Origin of the sequence: Bradyrhizobium valentinum, assembly GCF_001440405.1 — a bacterium.
Lineage (GTDB): Bacteria > Pseudomonadota > Alphaproteobacteria > Rhizobiales > Xanthobacteraceae > Bradyrhizobium > Bradyrhizobium valentinum.
The window spans coordinates 160,072-178,539 of sequence record NZ_LLXX01000118.1; the positions used below are offsets into that span (position 1 = coordinate 160,072).

General features: G+C 62.2%; 23 protein-coding genes and 1 pseudogene. 8 read left to right on the forward strand and 16 right to left on the reverse strand.

All coding sequences use genetic code 11. From position 1 onward, the window contains the following. Positions 1 to 17: 17 nt before the first annotated feature. From CP49_RS17815 to CP49_RS17835, 5 genes are all read right to left on the reverse strand, one after another. The gene (locus tag CP49_RS17815) at positions 18 to 986 is read right to left on the reverse strand and encodes a branched-chain amino acid ABC transporter permease (protein ID WP_057851496.1); all 969 of its coding nucleotides are present in this window, start codon (positions 984 to 986) and stop codon (positions 18 to 20) included. 1 nt (position 987) lies between these two features. Beyond that, positions 988 to 1,875, reverse strand: a complete 888-nt coding sequence (locus CP49_RS17820; protein ID WP_057851497.1) for a branched-chain amino acid ABC transporter permease — start codon at positions 1,873 to 1,875, stop codon at positions 988 to 990. A gap of 70 nt (positions 1,876 to 1,945) precedes the next feature. Next, complete coding sequence (locus tag CP49_RS17825; protein ID WP_057851498.1) at positions 1,946 to 3,163, reverse strand: ABC transporter substrate-binding protein; 1,218 nt, start codon at positions 3,161 to 3,163, stop codon at positions 1,946 to 1,948. 38 nt (positions 3,164 to 3,201) lie between these two features. Further along, complete coding sequence (locus CP49_RS17830; RefSeq protein ID WP_057851499.1) at positions 3,202 to 3,945, reverse strand: ABC transporter ATP-binding protein; 744 nt, start codon at positions 3,943 to 3,945, stop codon at positions 3,202 to 3,204. Beyond that, positions 3,938 to 4,693: an ABC transporter ATP-binding protein gene (locus tag CP49_RS17835; RefSeq protein WP_057851500.1), complete on the reverse strand. Its 756-nt coding sequence runs from the start codon at positions 4,691 to 4,693 to the stop codon at positions 3,938 to 3,940. The genes CP49_RS17830 and CP49_RS17835 overlap by 8 nt, the downstream gene beginning before the upstream one ends. A gap of 373 nt (positions 4,694 to 5,066) precedes the next feature. On the opposite strand from CP49_RS17835, the gene CP49_RS17840 reads away from it, so the two are divergent. Together CP49_RS17840 and CP49_RS17845 are read left to right on the forward strand one after the other, a co-directional pair. Then, complete coding sequence (locus CP49_RS17840; protein ID WP_057851563.1) at positions 5,067 to 5,669, forward strand: PAS domain-containing protein; 603 nt, start codon at positions 5,067 to 5,069, stop codon at positions 5,667 to 5,669. Positions 5,670 to 5,675: 6 nt separating this feature from the next. Then, positions 5,676 to 6,305 (forward strand): PAS domain-containing protein, encoded by a 630-nt coding sequence (locus CP49_RS17845; RefSeq protein ID WP_057851501.1) that lies wholly within the window; start codon positions 5,676 to 5,678, stop codon positions 6,303 to 6,305. Here CP49_RS17845 and CP49_RS17850 read toward each other — a convergent pair. Next, complete coding sequence (locus CP49_RS17850) at positions 6,302 to 6,673, reverse strand: ArsC family reductase (RefSeq protein WP_057851502.1); 372 nt, start codon at positions 6,671 to 6,673, stop codon at positions 6,302 to 6,304. The genes CP49_RS17845 and CP49_RS17850 overlap by 4 nt on opposite strands. A gap of 112 nt (positions 6,674 to 6,785) precedes the next feature. Here CP49_RS17850 and CP49_RS46120 point away from each other — a divergent pair, with 112 nt between their 5' ends. Both CP49_RS46120 and CP49_RS17855 read left to right on the forward strand, forming a co-directional pair. Further along, the gene (locus CP49_RS46120) at positions 6,786 to 6,944 is read left to right on the forward strand and encodes a DUF5993 family protein (protein ID WP_197423147.1); all 159 of its coding nucleotides are present in this window, start codon (positions 6,786 to 6,788) and stop codon (positions 6,942 to 6,944) included. A gap of 7 nt (positions 6,945 to 6,951) precedes the next feature. Beyond that, positions 6,952 to 7,509, forward strand: a complete 558-nt coding sequence (locus tag CP49_RS17855; RefSeq protein ID WP_057851503.1) for a disulfide bond formation protein B — start codon at positions 6,952 to 6,954, stop codon at positions 7,507 to 7,509. Here the strand turns inward: CP49_RS17855 and CP49_RS17860 are convergent. Continuing rightward, positions 7,506 to 8,210, reverse strand: a complete 705-nt coding sequence (locus CP49_RS17860; protein ID WP_057851504.1) for a glutathione S-transferase family protein — start codon at positions 8,208 to 8,210, stop codon at positions 7,506 to 7,508. The genes CP49_RS17855 and CP49_RS17860 overlap by 4 nt on opposite strands. 77 nt (positions 8,211 to 8,287) lie before the next feature. Between CP49_RS17860 and CP49_RS17865 the strand changes: the two genes are divergently transcribed. Both CP49_RS17865 and CP49_RS17870 read left to right on the forward strand, forming a co-directional pair. Then, entirely contained in the window at positions 8,288 to 9,160 is an 873-nt protein-coding gene (locus CP49_RS17865; RefSeq protein WP_057851505.1) for an SDR family oxidoreductase, read from the forward strand. A gap of 16 nt (positions 9,161 to 9,176) precedes the next feature. Further along, positions 9,177 to 9,827 carry an HAD hydrolase-like protein gene (locus tag CP49_RS17870; protein WP_057851506.1) on the forward strand — a complete coding sequence of 217 codons (651 nt, stop codon included), beginning with the start codon at positions 9,177 to 9,179 and terminating at the stop codon, positions 9,825 to 9,827. A 40-nt stretch (positions 9,828 to 9,867) separates the two neighbouring features. On the opposite strand, the gene CP49_RS17875 is transcribed toward CP49_RS17870, so the two are convergent. The 4 genes from CP49_RS17875 to CP49_RS17890 form a co-directional block, all read right to left on the reverse strand. Further along, entirely contained in the window at positions 9,868 to 10,410 is a 543-nt protein-coding gene (locus tag CP49_RS17875; RefSeq protein ID WP_063791712.1) for a 2'-5' RNA ligase family protein, read from the reverse strand. 79 nt (positions 10,411 to 10,489) lie between these two features. Further along, entirely contained in the window at positions 10,490 to 12,208 is a 1,719-nt protein-coding gene (locus tag CP49_RS17880; RefSeq protein WP_057851508.1) for a dihydroxy-acid dehydratase domain-containing protein, read from the reverse strand. Positions 12,209 to 12,215: 7 nt separating this feature from the next. Then, complete coding sequence (locus CP49_RS17885) at positions 12,216 to 13,550, reverse strand: amidohydrolase (RefSeq protein WP_057851509.1); 1,335 nt, start codon at positions 13,548 to 13,550, stop codon at positions 12,216 to 12,218. Positions 13,551 to 13,637: 87 nt separating this feature from the next. Further along, positions 13,638 to 13,976 carry a Lin0512 family protein gene (locus CP49_RS17890; RefSeq protein WP_057851510.1) on the reverse strand — a complete coding sequence of 113 codons (339 nt, stop codon included), beginning with the start codon at positions 13,974 to 13,976 and terminating at the stop codon, positions 13,638 to 13,640. 181 nt (positions 13,977 to 14,157) lie between these two features. Between CP49_RS17890 and CP49_RS17895 the strand changes: the two genes are divergently transcribed. Continuing rightward, entirely contained in the window at positions 14,158 to 14,724 is a 567-nt protein-coding gene (locus tag CP49_RS17895) for a putative glycolipid-binding domain-containing protein (RefSeq protein WP_057851511.1), read from the forward strand. An 18-nt stretch (positions 14,725 to 14,742) separates the two neighbouring features. On the opposite strand, the pseudogene CP49_RS48665 reads toward CP49_RS17895, so the two are convergent. From CP49_RS48665 to CP49_RS17910, 4 genes and pseudogenes are all read right to left on the reverse strand, one after another. Further along, positions 14,743 to 14,910 (reverse strand): annotated as a pseudogene (locus CP49_RS48665) (Lin0512 family protein); the annotation flags it as partial. A 102-nt stretch (positions 14,911 to 15,012) separates the two neighbouring features. Beyond that, positions 15,013 to 15,873, reverse strand: coding sequence for an NAD(P)H-dependent oxidoreductase (locus CP49_RS17900; protein WP_057851512.1), 861 nt, complete (start codon positions 15,871 to 15,873; stop codon positions 15,013 to 15,015). Between the two features lie 121 nt (positions 15,874 to 15,994). Next, positions 15,995 to 16,756, reverse strand: a complete 762-nt coding sequence (locus CP49_RS17905; RefSeq protein WP_245310735.1) for an IclR family transcriptional regulator — start codon at positions 16,754 to 16,756, stop codon at positions 15,995 to 15,997. A gap of 167 nt (positions 16,757 to 16,923) precedes the next feature. Further along, positions 16,924 to 17,337 (reverse strand): GFA family protein, encoded by a 414-nt coding sequence (locus tag CP49_RS17910; protein ID WP_057851513.1) that lies wholly within the window; start codon positions 17,335 to 17,337, stop codon positions 16,924 to 16,926. A gap of 49 nt (positions 17,338 to 17,386) precedes the next feature. On the opposite strand from CP49_RS17910, the gene CP49_RS49295 reads away from it, so the two are divergent. Continuing rightward, positions 17,387 to 17,620 (forward strand): hypothetical protein, encoded by a 234-nt coding sequence (locus tag CP49_RS49295; protein WP_197423148.1) that lies wholly within the window; start codon positions 17,387 to 17,389, stop codon positions 17,618 to 17,620. A 67-nt stretch (positions 17,621 to 17,687) separates the two neighbouring features. Here the strand turns inward: CP49_RS49295 and CP49_RS17920 are convergent, their stop codons facing one another. Beyond that, positions 17,688 to 18,437, reverse strand: a complete 750-nt coding sequence (locus CP49_RS17920; protein WP_057851515.1) for a DUF899 domain-containing protein — start codon at positions 18,435 to 18,437, stop codon at positions 17,688 to 17,690. Positions 18,438 to 18,468 lie beyond the last annotated feature (31 nt).

The following is an 18,468-nucleotide window of genomic DNA, read 5'->3' on the forward strand; positions in this document are numbered from 1 at the left end:
CGCCAAAACCGGCGGTTTTACAGGGATCGGCGGAAATAATGCGCGATCTCACCGATCACGCCGCGTCGGAACGTCAGCACGCAGGCGACGAAGATGACGCCCTGGATCACCGTCACCCACTGGCCGAACCCGGCCAGATATTGCTGCATGGCGATGATGACGAAGGCGCCAACCACCGGGCCAAATATGGTGCCGAGGCCGCCGACCAGCGTCATCAGCACGATTTCACCCGACATCGTCCAGTGCACATCGGTGAGCGAGGCGTTTTGCGCCACGAACACTTTCAGCGAACCGGCAAAGCCTGCAATGGTCCCCGAGAGGATGAAGGCGAGCAGCTTGTACTGATCGGTTTTGTAGCCCAGCGAGATCGCGCGCGGCTCGTTCTCGCGGATCGCCTTCAGCACCTCGCCGAACGGCGAATTGATGGTGCGGTAGATCAAAAGGAAGCCGCCGAGGAAGCCGGCCAGCACGACGTAGTAAAGCACCGTGGGCTTGGCAAGGTTGAAAATCCCGAACAGATAGCCCTGTGGAATACCCTGGATGCCGTCTTCACCATGGGTAAACGGCGCCTGCAGATAGATGAAATAAAGCAGTTGCGAGAGCGCCAGCGTAATCATCGAGAAGTAGATGCCCTGCCGGCGGATAGAGATGAAGCCGGTGACGACCGAAAGCGCGGCGGCGCCAGCGACGCCGACCACAATTCCGATTTCCGGCGACACGCCCCACACCTTGAGTGCGTGCGCGGAGCAGTAGCCTGCCGTCCCTAAGAACATCGCGTGCCCGAACGACAGCAGGCCGCCATAGCCGATCAGCAGGTTGAACGCGCAGGCGAGCAGCGCGAAGCACAGGGCCTGCATCACGAAGAATGGATAGATGCCGGTCAGCGGCACGAGCCCCAGCAGCACCGCCATCGCGGCGAATACGATCATCTCGTCGCGCATTGCGCGCGGCGTTACGGGGATTGAATCGTCAGTTAATGCGCTCATGTCAGGCCGCCCGTCCCGTCAGTCCCGTTGGCTTCACCAGCAACACCAGCACCATCAGGACGAACACCACGGTGTTGGAGGCCTCGGGATAAAAATACTTCGTCAGCCCCTCGATCACGCCGAGCGCAAAGCCGGTGATGATCGATCCCAAGATCGATCCCATGCCGCCGATCACCACCACCGCGAACACGACGATGATCAGGTCGGCGCCCATCAGCGGCCGCACCTGGTTGATCGGGGCGGACAACACGCCGGCCAGCGCGGCGAGACCAACGCCGAGCCCGTAGGTCAACGTGATCATCCTGGGCACGTTGATGCCGAAAGCGCGCACCAGCGTCGGATTTTCGGTCGCAGCCCTCAGATAGGCCCCGAGCCGCGTCTTTTCGATCAGGAACCAGGTGGCGAGGCAGACGACGAGCGAGAAAATGACCACCCAGCCGCGATAGACCGGCAGGAACATGAAGCCGAGATTCATGCCGCCCTGCAGCCCGCGCCATTCGCCGATCTGTGGGTAATCGGGAATCGCGTAGGGCAGCCCGGACGAGCCAAAATAATTCTGGAAAACGCCCTGCACGATCAGCGCAATGCCGAAGGTAAGCAGCAGGCCGTAGAGATGGTCGAGGCCGGCCAGCCATTGCAGCATGGTCCGCTCCAGGATCATGCCGAAGATGCCGACCACGATCGGGGCGATGAGCAGCGCCCACCAATATCCGATGCCGGTCAGGTGCAGGAGGAAATACGCGGTGAACGCCCCCATCATGTAGAGCGCGCCATGGGCGAAATTGATGATGTTGAGCATGCCGAAGATCACGGCGAGCCCGAGACTGAGCAGCGCGTAGAACGATCCGTTGATCAATCCCACCAAAAGCTGTGCGTAAAGAGCTTGCATCGGTCTCGCACTCAATCTCGTTGTGACACGGAAGTTCGCCCGCCGGCGTGTTGCCGGCGGGCGATCTTGTTTACTTCTTTACCAGCGGACAGGCGCTCTCCGAAAGCGGCCGGAATGCCTGATCGCCCGGGGTGGTCCCGACCAGCTTGTAATAGTCCCACGGCCCCTTCGATTCGGCGGGCTTTTTCACCTCAAACAGGTAGGCCGGATGAAGCTTGCGGCCGTCGGCGCGGATCGTGCCTTTGCCGAACAACGGATCGTCGGTCGGCGCTTCCTTCATCTTCGCCACCACCTTGACGCCGTCATGCGGATTGCCGCCCATCGCATCGATCGTCTTGAAATAGTGGATCAGGCCTGAATACACGCCGGCCTGCACCATTGACGGCATCGCCTTGTTCTTCATGCGCTCGGAGAAGCGCTTCGAAAACGCACGGGTACCGTCGTTCAGGTCCCAGTAGAAGGTTTCGGTGAAGTTCAGGCCTTGCGCCACCTTCAGCCCGAGCGAGTGAACGTCGTTGATGAACAGCAGCAGACCCGCAAGCTTCTGGCCGCCCGAGACGATGCCGAACTCCGCGGCCTGCTTGATGGTGTTGGTGGTGTCGCCGCCGGCGTTCGCCATGCCGACGATCTTGGCCTTGGAAGCCTGCGCCTGCAGCAGGAACGAGGAGAAGTCCGACGAATTCAGGGGGTGCCTGACGGTGCCGATAACCTTGCCGCCCGACTTGACCACGACCGCGGCGGTATCGCGCTCCAGCGCGTGGCCGAAGGCGTAGTCCGCGGTCAGGAAGTACCAGGTGTCGCCGCCGGCTTTCACCAGCGCCTGTCCGGTGCTGTTGGCGAGCATGTAAGTGTCGTAGACCCAGTGAATCGTGTTGGGCGAGCACTGGGTATTGGTGAGGTCCGACGTCGCCGCGCCGGTATTGATCATGACGGCGTTCTTTTCCTTCACCAGATTGTTGACCGCCAGCGCGACGCCGGAGTTCAACACGTCCACGAAGATGTCGACCTTCTCGACGTCGATCCACTGACGCGCGATGGTGGTGCCGATGTCGGGCTTGTTCTGGTGATCGGCGGAGACGATGTCGATCTTCCAGCCCTTGGCCGCGAGGCCCGAATCCTCGACCGCCATCTGAGCGGCAAGCGTGGAGCCCGCGCCGCCGAGGTCCGAGTAAAGTCCGGAGTTGTCGGTAAGTACGCCGATCTTGACGGTCTTGTCCTGCGCCATGGCGCCGCCCGCGGCAAGCGCCAGGGCGGTACCGAGCAAGAGAGCTGAAATGCGCTGTTTCATAGTATCTCCATTAATCCAGAGTGAAGCCAAAGTGCCGATTAAACGCCGAGATAGGTGTGGAGCTTGTCCATATTGGCCGACAGCTCCGAATTCGCGAACCCGTCGATGACCTTACCGTGCTCGACGATGTAGTAGCGGTCGGCCACCGTGGAAGCGAAGCGGAAATTCTGCTCGACCAGCAGGATGGTGAAGCCTTCCGACTTCAGCCGCGCGATGGTGTGGCCAATCTGCTGGATGATGACCGGCGCGAGGCCCTCGGTCGGTTCGTCCAGCATCAGGAAGCGCGCGCCGGTGCGCAGGATTCTGGCGATCGCCAGCATCTGCTGCTCGCCGCCGGAAAGCTTAGTGCCCTGGCTGTTGAGGCGCTCCTTCAGGTTCGGAAACAATTCGAAGATCTGATCGAGCGACAGGCCACCGGGTCGGACGATCGGCGGCAGCAGCAGGTTTTCGCGCACGTCGAGGCTTGCGAAGATCCCCCGCTCCTCGGGACAGAACGCGACGCCCAGCCGCGCGATCCTGTCGGAGGAGGCGCGTATGATGTCTTCGTTGTTGAAGCGGATCGAGCCGGTGCGCTTGCCGATAATTCCCATCACCGACTTCAGCGTCGTGGTCTTGCCGGCGCCGTTGCGGCCGAGCAGCGTGACGACTTCGCCGGCCTTCACATTGAAGTTGATGCCGTGAAGGATGTGGGACTCGCCGTACCACGCCTGCAGGTCCGAAACGGAAAGAACCTCCGCGCCGGCCGGTTTGGTGGCGGCTTCGGCCATTTTCGGATCAGGCATGACCGGCCCCCAGATAGGCTTCCTTGACGCGCTCGTCCCTGGAAAGCTCGGCATAATCGCCTTGCGCCAGCACCTGACCGCGCGTCAGCACCGTAATGATATCGGACAGGTTGGCCACGACCGACAGATTATGTTCGACCATCAGGATGGTGTGCTTGGCCGAGATGCGCTTGATCAGCGCCGCGATCTTGTCGATGTCTTCATGGCCCATGCCGGCCATCGGCTCGTCGAGCAGCATCATTTCCGGGTCGAGCGCCAGCGTCGTCGCTATCTCGAGGGCGCGCTTGCGCCCGTAGGGCATCTCGACCGCCGGCGTCTCGGCGAACTCGCTCAAGCCGACGTCGTTCAGCAGTTCATGGGCGCGGCTGTTGAAGCGGTCGAGCACGCTCTTGGAGCGCCAGAAATCGAACGAGCTTCCATGCTGGCGCTGTAACGCGACACGGACGTTCTCCAGCGCCGTCAGGTGCGGAAACACCGCCGAGATCTGGAACGAGCGCACCAGGCCAAGACGGGCCACATCGGCCGGCGCCATCGCGGTGATGTCCTGTCCCTTGTACAGGATCTGGCCTGCCGAAGGGCTCAAGAACTTGGTCAACAGGTTGAAGCATGTCGTCTTGCCGGCACCGTTAGGCCCGATCAGCGCATGAATGCTGCCACGGCGCACCTTGAGGGCGACATCGCGAACGGCGAAGAAACCCGCGAATTCCTTGGTCAATCCGTGGGTTTCGAGAATGAACTCATCAGCCAAACAAATTCCCCCGTCAGCCGTCTGCGCGAAGTCGCTCGCGCGCGGCCATTTTTTCCCTTTTTCGGGCGGGCTCTGCCGGACGTCCTGGAAATCGTCCCGAGCCCACCGCCTCCGGGTCGGAATATGCCGTCAACGGGATGGATTAGGCAAGGCGGAAAGCTATCGAAGGTAAAGCACGCGCGGCGGTTCCAAATGCGCCATAAGTCGAATGGCGCCGCCCGCCAAGCTCGGCCGGCTCATGTTTGCGCTCCGCCGCGACCTTCGCGCCGGCAAGCCATCATTAACGGTGTTTTGCGGGAATTTAGCTTTTTCACACAATATTTCCGCCGAGAGCGCATCGTCACGCAATTTAGATCGCCAGGAATGCCGCCCTTTGGAATTTAATAGCGCCCAACCGTCCGTCGTCAAATCGATCAAGCAGCGCGACCTGCTCAATACTTGGCTGCGACTATACGCCCGCGACCAATCGATCCCGCTTATATCGGAGTACCAGCCGGCGCGGATCGAAGATGAACTGCCGGACCTGGTATTCTACAACGTCGATGCCCATGCGCAGCCGCCACGCCTGACGATCGACAGCGACGGCACGCGGATGTCGCGCGCCTATGGGCATACCGGCAAGGGCCGCTATCTTGACGAGTATCTTGGCGCAAGGCTCGCTCCGATCGTGATGCCGGTCTACTATGAATGCATCGCACGCCGACTTCCCGCCTACACCATCGCCAATATCGACGACGTCTACGGACGAATCGTCGCTTACGAGCGGCTGTTGTTGCCGTTCTCGGACGGCGGCAGCGTTACCCACATCATCGCTTCGCTGAAGACCATCAGCGAGGATGGTGGCTTCGAGATCAAGAACCTGATACGTGGAAACGACAAGCTGCCGGTGCCGAAGCTGCGCACCATCATCGACCGCGATCTCTTCCACCGCGCGCCCGGCCGCATTCCGTCTGGCGACGTCCTGGAATTCGGTTAGGCCGCAATGGAATTCGCAAGTGCCGATCCCTCGGTCGTCAAATCGATCAGGCAGCGCTATCTCCTGAATGAATGGCTGCGCGCGGCCGGCAGGCAGCGAACCATGCCTCCGCCTGGCGATTTTCAGCCGGAGCAGGTCGCCGACGAACTGGTCGACATGATGCACTATGAAGTCGTCGGCCAGGGTGATGGCGCGCGCTTTCTGATCACGCATGAGGGCGCCAGGCTCGCCACCACTTATGGCAGCGACCATATCGAGCCCGCGCAGCGAACCAACCGCTATCTCGACGATGCAATCGGCCCCGAACGATATGCCAACGTCGTTACCTCGTACCGGACTTGTGTGGTCCGTCAGCGGCCGACCTATTCCATTTCGACGGTGCAGGATGCCGACGGCAAGGACGTATCCTACGAACGGCTGCTGATGCCGCTCGGCGACGGCAATGTGGTCCGGCAGATCGTCGGATCCTTCAAGTGCATCAGCATCGAAGGCGGGCTCAAGATCAGCAACCTCATGGGCCTCCAACCAAAGGGCAAGCCGGAAGTTCTGGTCAGGGCGGTCATCGATCGCCAGTTCGTGCCGGCTGCGGCACCGGCGGACGCGCCCGCGGCCGACGAGATAGTCGAGCTCGACTAGGCCTTGCGCCCGCGCGATTTGGACGCCACCTCCTTGCCGTAGAGGTCCGGCTTGAAGCCGACCAGCAATTTGCCGCCGAGATCGAGCACCGGGCGCTTGATCATCGAGGGCTGCGCCAACATCAGCGCCAGCGCCTTGCGCTCGTTCAGGTCTTCCTTGTCGCCATCGGGCAGCTTCTTGAATGTCGTGCCCGCGCGGTTGAGCAGCGTTTCCCAGCCAACTTCGTCGGACCATTGCTTGAGCTTGTCCTTGGCGACACCAGCAAGCTTGTAGTCGTGAAAGTCGTAAGCCACGCCGTGATCGTCGAGCCAGGCGCGGGCCTTCTTCATGGTGTCGCAGTTCTTGATGCCGTAGATGGTGATGGGCATTTTCGATGCATTCCGGAAATGACGTTATTGGTCCTGCCAGGCAGTTTTTATACAAAGCGGAACGGCGAATCTATCATAGACTGGCCTATCATTCGCGAAGTTGGGACCGGCGATGGAATTCACCCTGTTGTTTCTGGCCACAGCCATCGTGATGGTGATCGCCTGGCGCGGTCCGCGCCCGCTGGCACTCGGGCTGTTTGGGGCCGTCCTGATCGCGTGCGTCGCCACCTATCTGCACCACGCGACCGATACGCTCAAACTGTCGTTCTGAGATACGCATGACGCAAGCGCGCGCCATTACGCTGAATGCACTCAGCCTGTATGCGGTGGCGCTGGTGCTGGCGGCAGCCTATGCGGCACAGTTCATCGTTCATGAACTGCCCTGCCCGCTCTGTCTCCTGCAGCGCATCCTGTTCGCGGCGCTGGCCGTCGGGCCGATCCTCAATATCCGCTTCGGGCCGCGCCCCAGTCATTATGCGATGTCGCTGCTGGCAGCGGTTGCAGGCGCCGCCGCATCGACCCGGCAGGTGTTATTGCACATCCTGCCCGGCGACGCCGGTTATGGTTCGGCCCTGCTCGGTTACCATTACTATACCTGGGCTTTGATCGGCTTCATTGCCGCGATCATTCTGATTGCCGCCGTGATGCTGTTCGACCGCCAGTTCGAGGATGACGGCGCCGTACTGCCGGCCACCGGCGGCATTTTTGCGCAAATCGCCGTGTGGCTTGTAATCATGCTGACGGTCGCGAACGTGGTGACAACGCTGCTGGAGTGCGGCTTCGGCGCCTGCGCCGACAATCCCCTCGTCTACGAAATGCTCGAGCGCGCCGCCTAAGGACGCTTCGGAATATCGAGCCCGCGCTGCACCGCCGGCCGGGCCAGCCCGCGTTTCAGCCATGCCGGCACCTGCTTCAGCGTATCGAACGCAACGAGATCGCGCGCACCGTAGAAGCCGATCAGGTTGCGTACCCAGCCGAGCATGGAAATGTCAGCGATGGTGTATTCATCGTCCATGATCCATTGCCGTCCGGCAAGCTGCGTCTCGACCACATCGAGCAGGCGTTTCGATTCGGCCACATAGCGCTCGAGCGGCCGCTTGTCGGCAAACTCCTTGCCGGCGAATTTGTGGAAGAAGCCGACCTGGCCGAACATCGGCCCGATCCCGCCCATCTGAAAGTGCAGCCACTGGATAGTCTGGTATCGCCGCGTTGGATCGGCTGGCAGAAGCTTGCCGGTCTTGTCCGCAAGATATTGCAGGATCGCTCCTGACTCGAATAGCGGCAGCGGCTTGCCGCCGGGCCCGCCCGGATCGAGGATGGCTGGAATTTTGCCGTTCGGATTAAGAGACAGCAATTCCGGCGTCTTCTGGTCGTCCTTGCTGAAGTCGACCAGATGCACCTCGTAAGGCAATCCGATCTCTTCGAGCATGATCGAGACCTTGACGCCGTTCGGCGTCGGCAGCGAATAGAGCTGAAGGCGGTCGGGGTGTTTGGCGGGCCAGCGTTTGGTGATCGGGAAGGCGGAGAGATCGGGCATCGAAACTCGTTTTGCATGGTTATTGTTGCGCGGCTAATGTACGGCCGATGCCGCATATAACAAGGTCCGCGACGTTCATGACCGATCAACCGTCTCTGGCCAAACTCGGCCTCACCGATGAGGAGCTTGCGGCTCATCCGACCATGTTCGCGGCCGATGCACTCAAGGATCAGGTCGTCGTTGTAACGGGCGGCGCCGGCGGGATCGGGCGGGCGATCGCCTGGCTGTTCGCGCGGCTGGGCGCGCATGTCGCCGTGGTCGGGCGCGACGGAGGCAAGCTCGATGCGCTTGTGGCCCAATTGGCGGGCCGCGGCCTCAAGGCCTCCGCGCATATTGCCGACATCAGGGAGCCCGATGCGGTCAACGCCCTGTTCGATACGATCTGGGCTGCAGACGGCCGCGTCGACAGCCTCATCAACAGCGCCGGCGGGCAGTTTCCGCAAGCTGCAATCGATTTTTCCGTGAAGGGCTGGAACGCCGTCATCAACACCAACCTGAACGGCACCTGGTACATGATGCAGGCGGCCGCGCAGCGCTGGCGCGACCACAAGCATCCCGGCAGCATCGTCAACATCGTGGTTGTCACGACACACGGCCTCTATGGCATCGCCCACACCATTGCCGCGCGCAGCGGTGTGATCGGGCTCTCGCGCGCCGTCGCGGTCGAATGGGCGCCCTTGAACATACGGGTCAACTGCATAGCGCCCGGCGCGATCGAAACCGAAGGCTGGAACGTCTACACGCCGGAAGCGCGCGCCGCCTACCCGCGCTCGAACCCGATGATGCGCGTCGGCTCGCCCTGGGACGTCGCGGAAGCCAGTGTTTTCCTTGCCGGACCGTCCGCGAAATTCGTGACCGGCGAAACGCTGACGGTCGATGGCGGCGGCCAGCTCTGGGGCGAGACCTGGACTACGGGCAGGCCGGCGTATTTCGGCGGCGACGACAAGTGACGCGCTGAAATTGCCCATGACAGGCCTGCCCACGACGCGCTATCGCCTCGCCATCTTCGATTTCGACGGCACACTGGCCGATTCGCTTCCCTGGTTTCGCTCGTCCTTTCACGACATGGTCGCGCGGTTCAATCTTACGCCCGTGCCCGCTGAGGAAATGGAGGGGCTACGCGGCCTGACCGCCCGCGAGATCATGGCGCGGCTCAACGTATCCACGTGGCAACTGCCGGCCATCGTCAGCGACATGAGAAAGCGCAAGCTCGCCGCGGCGAGCGAAATATCGCTGTTCTCTGGCATTCCGGCCATGCTGACCGAATTGCAGCGCTTAGGGATCAAGACCGCCATCGTCAGTTCCGACGGCGAAGCATCCGTCCGCCAGGTGCTTGGGCCCAGCACTGCCCTGATCACCCGCTTCGACTGTGGCGCCGCGGTGTTCGGCAAGCACCGAAAATTTCGACGGGTCGCACGAACGCTTGGCGCGAAGCCTTCACAGACGATCTGCATTGGCGACGAGATCCGCGATATCGAAGCTGCGAAAGTCGCCGAAATGGATTCGGGCGCCGTGACCTGGGGCTATGCCCTTCCCACCGCATTGCAGGCGGCGGGACCAACCTATCTGTTCAACTCCATCGACGAGATGACTGAGCGGCTCGCTGTGCCAAGATAGTGTCGCCGATCACTTCCGATCTTCTCGTGCCAATTTCCGGTCATTCCCGCAAAGGCCAACGTGCAAGATAATCGTGGCCCTTCATGCTGTGGATGAGCACGAACTCCGTCACTGTCCAGAAGATTGGCTGAATCGGATGCTCATCGACACTGCGCGCGTCGTACAAGAGCGTGACGTGCGGCGTAAAATTCGTGCTCGCCGCCCGCCTCACCCCTCTTCGCGTCAGTGCAGCGCCGAGCATCTGCCGAAATGCTTCCAGCCGGCGCAACCCATTTTCTCCGATCAGGACAAGCGGCCGATTGCCCGGCCTGCCCCTAAAACTCACGGTGCGGTCGAACGAAACCTCGAACGGCTCGGCTCGCAATTCCGTCGCGGCCTCGCATGCGGAGCGAAGCTGCCGATCCGGCAAACCGTTGAGAGAAAACAATGAAATGTGCAGACGCTCTGGCGCGATGAGTTTGCCATCGAATTTGTGAGCGCGTTTGAGCACGCTGGCCAGCCGGTGAATTCGCTCTGCTGTGGCCGCGTCGGGAACAGCTGCGAGGAAAATCCGGGCACTACTACTGCTTGCAAACTTGTCCATGATGGACTAGAACAAATCATGAACTTAAGGTCATCGCAAGGCTAGAATGCAACTGCCGTTTTCGCAGATTCCTGCAATCTCACAACACACACCCATGGTGCGCCGAGGATACCAGCCGGATGTACTTGTCGTGCACCGATCCCGGCCGCACCGCCGACAATGAAGGCGGTGCGCGCCAGTCGGCCATGCGGCGGGCGATCTCTTCGGCTGGCACTTCGAGGTTCACGGTGCGGGCGCCGGGATCGATGACAATGGTGTCGCCGTCGCGCACCGCGGCGATCGGGCCGCCGCGCGCGGCTTCTGGCGAGACGTGGCCGATCAAGATGCCGTGCGAGACGCCGGAAAAACGGCCGTCGGTGATCAGCGCGACGTCTTCGCCAAGACCCCGCCCCTGCAACTGGATCGTCAGCATCACCATTTCGGGCATGCCGGGGCCGCCAACCGGGCCGACATTGCGCACCACGATGACGTTGCCCGCCATGATCTCGCCGGCGCGGATCGCGGCCATCGTATCGGCCTCGGATTCGAACACGCGCGCGGTGCCGCGAAACTGGCCCTTCTCCAGCGTCTTGCCCGACAGTTTGAGCAGGCAGCTTTCCGGCGCCAGATTGCCTTTGAGAACGCTGATGTGATTGTCTGCCGGCGCGATCGGTTTCGACACCGGGAAGACGATCTCCTGCGGCGGCATCTGCTCCAGCTTCGGCACATCGGCGAGATTTTCCGCCAGCGTCTTGCCGGTCACTGTCATGACATCGCCGTGCAAAAGACCTGCGCGCAGCAGTTCTTTCATGACAACGGGCCCGCCGCCGATCGCATGCAGGCTGCCCATCGCGAACGGGCCGTGCGGTTGCAGGTTGGCCAGTAGCGGGATCCGTTCGCCGACCTTCTGGATGCGCTCGATCGTGATCGGCACCTGCGCCTCGCGCGCGACCGCGAGCAAATGCAGATACATGTTGGTCGAGCCGCCCATCGCATAGACGGTCGTGATCGCATTCTCAAACGCGCGCTCGGTCATGATGTCGCGCGGCCGGATGCCGGCTAACATCAGCCGGTACAAGGCATCGACCGAGGCGCGCGCCTGCGCGCGGACGTCGGCATGAATGTCGCTGCCGGCGTCGTAATCGGCTGGATGCGAAGCGCCGCGTGGCAGCATCATGCCGATTGATTCCGCGATCGTGCTCATGGTGTTGGCCGTGAACATCGCGCCGCAAGTGCCGCTGCCGGGCATGACATTGCGCTCGACCTCCAACAGCTCCTCGCCGGACAATCGGCCTGATTCATTGGCGGCGCGCGCTTCGGCGTAATCCATGACCGTGAGGTTGTTGCCCTTGTCGGCCCATGCCCCGAACGAAACGCGGCCCGGCGTGCTGGTGCCGGGATAGAGCACGAGCCCGAAGGCATTGGTGCGCGCCAGCGGCATCAGCGCGGCGGCGCCGGTCTTGTCGCAGCCGGAAATCACGATCATGGCATCGCCATGATGGGCGTAGTGGCCGATCTCAAAGCAGTCGGCGACAACATCGCGGGATACGAGACTATAGCCCGCTGTCGGCGTTCCCTGCGTCAGGGCATCCGACACCGCCGGCGCGCCGACGATCAGGCCCTGCCCGCCGTGCTCGGCCAGGATTTCCACCAGGAGATCGGTGATGGCGCGTACGCGATTGTTGCAGCGATGGGCGTTGGTGTAGGCGCTCGCGATCGTCACCACCGCGCTTGTCTTCGCCGCGCGGTCCGGCTCGAAGCCGGCAGCACGCAACTCGACGCGAGCGTTCTTCCAATAAGTGCTGCTGTCCTCGACCATAGTCCGGTCATTTCCCTCTTGCGTGCTGATCGAATGCGCTGAGCACGGCGAGCGTCATGGCCGTAATGCCGGTCTGTAGCGTCGGCTTCGGCACCGGCGCGAATTGCGGCGAATGATTGCCCGCCAAGGGCGTTCCGCTCTTGTTGGCCGCCACCCACTTCTCCACATCGTAGACGCCGATATTGAACATCATCGACGGCACGCCGGCTCCGGCGAATTCGGAAAAATCCTCGCTCGTCGTATTCGCCGGTGTCAGCCTCAGCTTCTCGCCAAACGCAGCCTTCAGCGTCTTCTCGGCGGTCGCGACCACAGCCGGATCGTTGATGACGGCCTTGGTGCCCTCTTCGAGCCTGATGTCCGGCGCGGGTGCATCCGACATCGCGGCCACCGCCTTCGCCGTCCGTTCGATCCCCGCCAGCATTTTGGCGCGCACCTCCGGCTTGAAGCTGCGGATCGTACCCAGCACCGACGCATCGTCGGGAATGATATTGCCGACGGTGCCGGAATGGACCGCACCGATACTCACGATGCCGAATTCGGTCGGGTCCTTTTCGCGGCTGATCACGGTTTGCACGTCAACGATAAAGCGCGCCGCCATCATGACGGGATCGATCGTCCGCTGCGGCATCGCGCCGTGACCGCCGCGGCCGCGGAATTTGATGTAGAGGCCGTCGACATGGGATGAGCCGACGCCGACGCGATAGCTGATACTGCCGTAGGGGAAGCCGCCGGCATGCAGGGCAAAGGCGAAATCGGGTTTCTTGAATCGCGTGAACAGGCCGTCGGCCAGCATGGCCCTGGCGCCCTGCACGATTTCTTCGGCCGGTTGCGCGATGAACATTAGCGTGCCGCGCCACTGGTCCTTCAGGCCGATGAGCGTCTTTGCCGTCCCGACCCAGTTCGCCATATGGATGTCGTGGCCGCAGCTATGGGCCACGAATGTCTCCCGGCCGTTCCAGACTGTCTTGGCGCGGCTGGCATAATCGAGGCCGGTCTTCTCCTCCATCGGCAACGCGTCGAGCTCGGTGCGCACCATGATGGTGGGCCCCTCGCCGTTCTTGTAGATGGCGACCAGCCCGGTCTTACCGACCTTCTCGGTCACCTCAAAACCGAGCGTACGCATCTCCGTGGCAAGCCGTGCGGCCGTCTTCACCTCCTCAAAGGCAAGTTCCGGGTGAGCGTGCAGCTCCTTGTAGAGCACGTCGAGTCTTGGATAGTCGGCCTCGAACGAAGTCTCGATCGCGGCCTTGAGGCGCGCGACGTCCATTTCCGCACAGGCCGGTGAGAGAGCGGCGACGCACAACGCGGCAGAGGCGATAAGGGATTTTGCAAGGCGCTTCACGGTGGCACTCCCCCTTTTTGCCCATTGCGGACTTCATCGCCGCATGCGGGACAGAGCCGGCAGCTTGAACGACGTCAGAAACGGAGTCTAGCCGGGCTTGCCATCGTCAAAGCTCACAATCACGGCAGCATTGGCGATCAGGATGGAATCGTTGCCATGCTCGGCCGGAATTTCCAGCCCGCCCTTCACCGCGGTGACCGTCTTGGTGCCGTAAGGCAGCTCTTTCGCCACCGCCGCCGTGTCGACCGCCTCGGGATTGGGCACGGCGACCATGACATCGACGAACATGTCGTTGGCGGTCTTCCCCAGCATCCGGAAGAAGCCGAGGCTGGAGTGGCGGATGGCGCGCTTGGCAGCCTTGGTGGCATCGCGTCCGTGAACGTCGACGCCCATGCCCATTTCGGTGATACAGCGCACGCGTGCCATGGTGTTTCCTGCCATCGTTGAGTGGATTTACATACGTATCAGTCGTCCGCGATTAATGCGAGCGAGTACTCATCTGCCGGCTCTGGTCTGCGTCTATCAGCGCCAGGATGAAATGACGGCAGGAACCGAACGGTGGCGACCAGCGTTCTCCGCCGGGGTTGGATTCAATTCGAGGAAGCACATGCAGGGTGAGCCCGAAATCCTGTTCTGGCGACGCACCGACGTGACCGGCTTGGAGCGTCTGAAACTCAGCATTTCCGCTGACGCCGTGGTGGCGGAATCTACCGTGATCTGCGTTGAGGACCGTGGCTTTCGGCTCGACCATAGGTGGAGGCTGACGCCCGACTGGCGAGCTCAATCGCTGGACGTCGAGCGATGGGGACCGACCGGGCGAACCCATCTCAACCTCGAGCGAACGGACGGCGGCTGGTGTGTCAATGGCCGACGACGTACTGACCTCGACGGCGCGGAGGAACCGGACCTCTCGGTCACTCCTTTTTGCAATACGTTCCCGATCCGTCGAATGCCTGACGGCGCAGGAGAGAGTTACACGCTCGACACCTGCTTCGTGGACGGGGCGGCTATGACGGTGCAGCGTTCCCGTCAAAGGTACGACCGCATCGGCCCGAACCGGGTACGCTACGTGGACCTCGGAGTCTCCGCGGGCTTTGAGGCGGACCTCGAGGTGGATGATCTGGGTTTGGTGCTTCGCTACCAGCACCTTTTCGAACGAGTATCGCCCGTCTGAAGAAGAGTCCCGAGCATTCCCCAGCATCCGGAAGAAGCCGAGGCTGGAGTGGCGGATGGCGTCCGATACGGCGCGCTTGGCAGCCTTGGTGGCATCGCGTCCGTGAACGTCGACGCCCATGCCCATTTCGGTGATACAGCGCACACGTGCCGCGGCTTCCTCTTGTCGTTGGCGTGGGAAAGTTATCGATCGGCGAGGGCCTGCTCTCTCCATCGTCGCTCGCAGCCGCGACGTCAAGTCAAACGCCCAACGGCGCAGCATACGAGCCTTGCGCCGTCCGTCGCGCTGTCATGAGCCCGAACAAGCTTCTATTTCGCGCGTAGCGGCGGCCGCACGATCCGAACCATAGAGAACCTCCTTCGGATCGCCCGGCTGGACGAGGTGGATGCGCGTGCCGGTCTCGCCTGCGCCCAGACCAGGTTTCAAGACCTGCTGGCCGTCATAATGTCCGCCATTCTGGGTGCGGTACGCGATCGGCCGGTCGCTGAAGATTCCCGTGATGCGGCGCCGATAGGCTTCGGCGACGGCGGGCCATTCGGCCTCGGACAGCCTGTCGCTCTGATAGACGGCGAAGGGCGGCAGGACTTGTATGCCCGGATAGAAGAGCATGCCGTGCTGGATCGGCCACAGCAGGTCGTCGAGATGGCCATTCACGCCGCGCTCGCCATAGTGCGGCGCGCGTCCGCCGATCGTGACGGACAGCATCGCACGACGTCCGCTCAAGGTGCCTTCGCCGTAGCGGTCGCCCCATCTTTCGCCGCCATGGGTTCCGACGCCGTAGGCAAAACCGTAAGCGAAGACGCGATCGACCCAGCCCTTCAGGATGGCCGGCATGCCGAACCACCACATCGGAAAACTCAGGAGAACGGCGTCAGCCCGCAAGAGCTTCCGCTGTTCGGCCTCAACGTCGGGCGATTGGGTGCCTGTGGCGAACGCGTGGCGCGACTCCGCGACGTAGCTGAGGCGGTCCGGTTGCGTTTGCTCGAGAAAATCGGCGCGATCGGCGACCGCCTTCCAGTTGGCTGCATAGAGATCGGAGATCTGTACCGTGTGTCCCTGCGCGGAGAGAGTTTCGACCGCCAGATCCTTCAGGGCGCTGGTGAGGGATCTCGGTTCTGGATGCGCATGAACGATAAGGACGTTGCTCAAAGACGTTGCTCCTGTTGAGGCTCGGGACGCGCAGGTGGCGCGATGGCTTCAACATGGTGGGCAAAATCACAAGCGCGAACGATCAACCTCCGGAAACGTCATATGTTCAGCAATGCTGAACTCAGGCGCGCTCGACCTCCTTCATCATCATCCAGGCTATGTCCGTCAACGCCTGCGGCGGCAAGCGCGCCGATGGCCCGCTCAGCCCGATGCTGGCACGTACCTCGCCGGCCTCACGCCAGGGAATGGCAACGCAGTGGAGGCCCGGCTGGTAATTCTCGAGATCGAGCGCGAAGCCGCGCGTGGCCACCGTCTTGATCTCGGATAGGATGTGCGGGCTGAGCGCGTTGGCACGGTTGGCCAGGACGCGTTTGCCGAGCCCGGGCATGAAGGCGAGGAACACGAGGCCAACCGCCGATCCCTCCAGGGGCTCGCGCACGCCAATGGGGCAGGCGCCCGCCGTCAATGCGTGGGCTGATTCGATCGCGTCGAGGTAATAGACCTCATCACCACTCGGCACGGCGAGATAGACCATCTCTCCGGTGCGCTTTGCGACGGACTCGAGCGCTGGCCGCAAGCGGCTGCGAAGCGCGCCATCGTCTCCGGCGATCCGCGCCAGATTGAGAATGCGGCCGCCGAGATGATAGCGCGCATCTCCGGCGCGGCGGTGCACGTAGCCAAGCTCGTCCAGCGTCTTCAGAAGATTGTGCGCGGTCGTCTTGCCGAGCTTTGCCTGCGCGGCAATGTGCTGCAGCCGTGCGGCGCCGCCTTCTTGTGCAATGATTTCGAGGATCGCGGCTGCGCGCTCGATCGATTGAATCAACCTGACTTCCGACATCGCGCATACATTGGCGTGGCGCTGCCCGACGACAAGTCCATCCATGTTGAATATTTGTGCTCGCTTCTGTCGAAGCGTGTCCCGTTGCGCGGAAGCGAGGCGCTAAGAGCTACCCGGTTGGAGCAGCGGCGCCTCCGCATCAGCAACGGATGGCAGGATCGCACGACTTCTCCGTACGCGAGCGATCCCAACCATCTCACACCTACCACCTCTCACCTCGGCGGCATTTTGTCGAATTTTTGCGCGGATGGATCAAGACGGTCCCAGGCATGGCCGGCGGCCGTCCAGAGGACCCTTTGCGGCTTGTATCGGCCGGGATCGTCGAGGCTCCCCGCGTGGACGATGAAGATCTCGGGAATACCAGGGAATGTCAGATAGACCGGTGAGCCGCATGTTGGGCAGAAGGCGCGGGACTTGATCGTTCCGCCGTCACCGACCATGTCCCAATGTTTCGCTTCGCCCTCGGCCCTCACGGCCGGTCGCGGAAACGTCAAATAGGAGCCGTGGCCGGTGCCGCTCTTGCGCTGGCACTGGCGGCACTGGCAGTCGTTCATCTCGATCGGTTCGGCGGTGATTTCATATCGGATCGCGCCGCAGGCGCATCCACCGGTATAGGCCTCGCTCAAGTTTTTTCTCCTTCGATAAAACAACACGGGTGAACCACGACCCATTCGAATGCGCTGCCGTGCGTCTCACACTCGGCTTATGCCGATCTGCGACGTCCGCGAGCGGCTGGAAATCAGCTTCAGCCACGGTGCCAAATGGAACGCGCTCATCAACAAGTACATCGGGACCATTCCACCGAGAGGTGACGCACTCGCGGTCGAACACAACGCATCCGCCGATCCGCCGCCGAACGCGCCCGTCAGTATCGCCATTGTCGCGAAGGTCGGCGCGGCCGCGAGATAGAGCCCATTGGCTACCCTGCGCGCCGCGGCGTTCCGGCGGGGAGCGCCGCCGCCGGAACAGCCTTGGCTCATGGCTTCCCGCTCGCCTGCTTGTTCCGGAATGCGGCCTCTCCGGCGTCCGACACCTCGACCCACCTCTTGTCGGGCGCGGCGCCTGGGACGTAGCTGTCGTGCCAATTCCACCACTTGTAAGTCGGCGTCTGCGGATAGCCTTCGGGAGAATCCTCCCACTCCTCCTGGCGTCCGAGCGGCGTGATGTCGAGGTAGTTCCAGGTGCTCCCCATCTGCTCGTCGCCGCGGTTGTTGATGAAGTAGGTCCGGTAAATTTTGTCGCCGTCGCGGAAGAACACGTTGGTGCCGTGCCATTCGCCAACGTCGAAGTCGGCATCGAAGCTGTCCGTGATGGTGTACCAGGGGATCATCTCCCATCCCATGCGCGCCTTGAGGCGCGCGATGTCCGCCTGCGGCGCGCGCGATGCGAACACGAGCGTGGTGTCGCGTGCGTTCAGATGGGCGAGATGGGCGACCTGGTCGGCCACCATGGAGCAGCCACGGCAGGCGTGTTCCGGCCAGCCGAATACGCCGGGCTCGTAGAAGGCGCGGTAGACGATCAGTTGACGGCGGCCTTCGAACAGATCGCTCAAGCTCGCCTTGCCTTTAGGCCCTTCGAACTCATACTTCTTCTCGACCGCCACCCACGGCATCCGCCGACGCTCGGCGGCCAGTGCGTCACGGGCGTGAGTTAGCTCCTTCTCCTTCAGGAGCAACTTTTGCCGCGCGGCCTCCCATTCCTGCGCTGAGACGGCATGAATCTGCATAGCTAACCTCCTGTTTGTTGAGACGCTTGTT

What these genes read in the sequence shown, in the direction of transcription:
- CP49_RS17860 (WP_057851504.1), bottom strand. Translation starts at nt 8,210, where the DNA reads ATGCCCGATCTCTCCGCCTTCCCGATCACCAAACGCTGGCCCGCCAAA.
- CP49_RS17825 (WP_057851498.1), bottom strand. Translation starts at nt 3,163, where the DNA reads ATGAAACAGCGCATTTCAGCTCTCTTGCTCGGTACCGCCCTGGCGCTT.
- CP49_RS17895 (WP_057851511.1), top strand. Translation starts at nt 14,158, where the DNA reads ATGCAGGGTGAGCCCGAAATCCTGTTCTGGCGACGCACCGACGTGACC.
- CP49_RS17820 (WP_057851497.1), bottom strand. Translation starts at nt 1,875, where the DNA reads ATGCAAGCTCTTTACGCACAGCTTTTGGTGGGATTGATCAACGGATCG.
- CP49_RS17865 (WP_057851505.1), top strand. Translation starts at nt 8,288, where the DNA reads ATGACCGATCAACCGTCTCTGGCCAAACTCGGCCTCACCGATGAGGAG.
- CP49_RS17880 (WP_057851508.1), bottom strand. Translation starts at nt 12,208, where the DNA reads ATGGTCGAGGACAGCAGCACTTATTGGAAGAACGCTCGCGTCGAGTTG.
- CP49_RS17890 (WP_057851510.1), bottom strand. Translation starts at nt 13,976, where the DNA reads ATGGCACGCGTGCGCTGTATCACCGAAATGGGCATGGGCGTCGACGTT.
- CP49_RS46120 (WP_197423147.1), top strand. Translation starts at nt 6,786, where the DNA reads ATGGAATTCACCCTGTTGTTTCTGGCCACAGCCATCGTGATGGTGATC.
- CP49_RS17850 (WP_057851502.1), bottom strand. Translation starts at nt 6,673, where the DNA reads ATGCCCATCACCATCTACGGCATCAAGAACTGCGACACCATGAAGAAG.
- CP49_RS17855 (WP_057851503.1), top strand. Translation starts at nt 6,952, where the DNA reads ATGACGCAAGCGCGCGCCATTACGCTGAATGCACTCAGCCTGTATGCG.
- CP49_RS17920 (WP_057851515.1), bottom strand. Translation starts at nt 18,437, where the DNA reads ATGCAGATTCATGCCGTCTCAGCGCAGGAATGGGAGGCCGCGCGGCAA.
- CP49_RS17875 (WP_063791712.1), bottom strand. Translation starts at nt 10,410, where the DNA reads ATGGACAAGTTTGCAAGCAGTAGTAGTGCCCGGATTTTCCTCGCAGCT.
- CP49_RS49295 (WP_197423148.1), top strand. Translation starts at nt 17,387, where the DNA reads ATGCGCTGCCGTGCGTCTCACACTCGGCTTATGCCGATCTGCGACGTC.
- CP49_RS17870 (WP_057851506.1), top strand. Translation starts at nt 9,177, where the DNA reads ATGACAGGCCTGCCCACGACGCGCTATCGCCTCGCCATCTTCGATTTC.
- CP49_RS17815 (WP_057851496.1), bottom strand. Translation starts at nt 986, where the DNA reads ATGAGCGCATTAACTGACGATTCAATCCCCGTAACGCCGCGCGCAATG.
- CP49_RS17845 (WP_057851501.1), top strand. Translation starts at nt 5,676, where the DNA reads ATGGAATTCGCAAGTGCCGATCCCTCGGTCGTCAAATCGATCAGGCAG.
- CP49_RS17830 (WP_057851499.1), bottom strand. Translation starts at nt 3,945, where the DNA reads ATGCCTGATCCGAAAATGGCCGAAGCCGCCACCAAACCGGCCGGCGCG.
- CP49_RS17905 (WP_245310735.1), bottom strand. Translation starts at nt 16,756, where the DNA reads ATGGATGGACTTGTCGTCGGGCAGCGCCACGCCAATGTATGCGCGATG.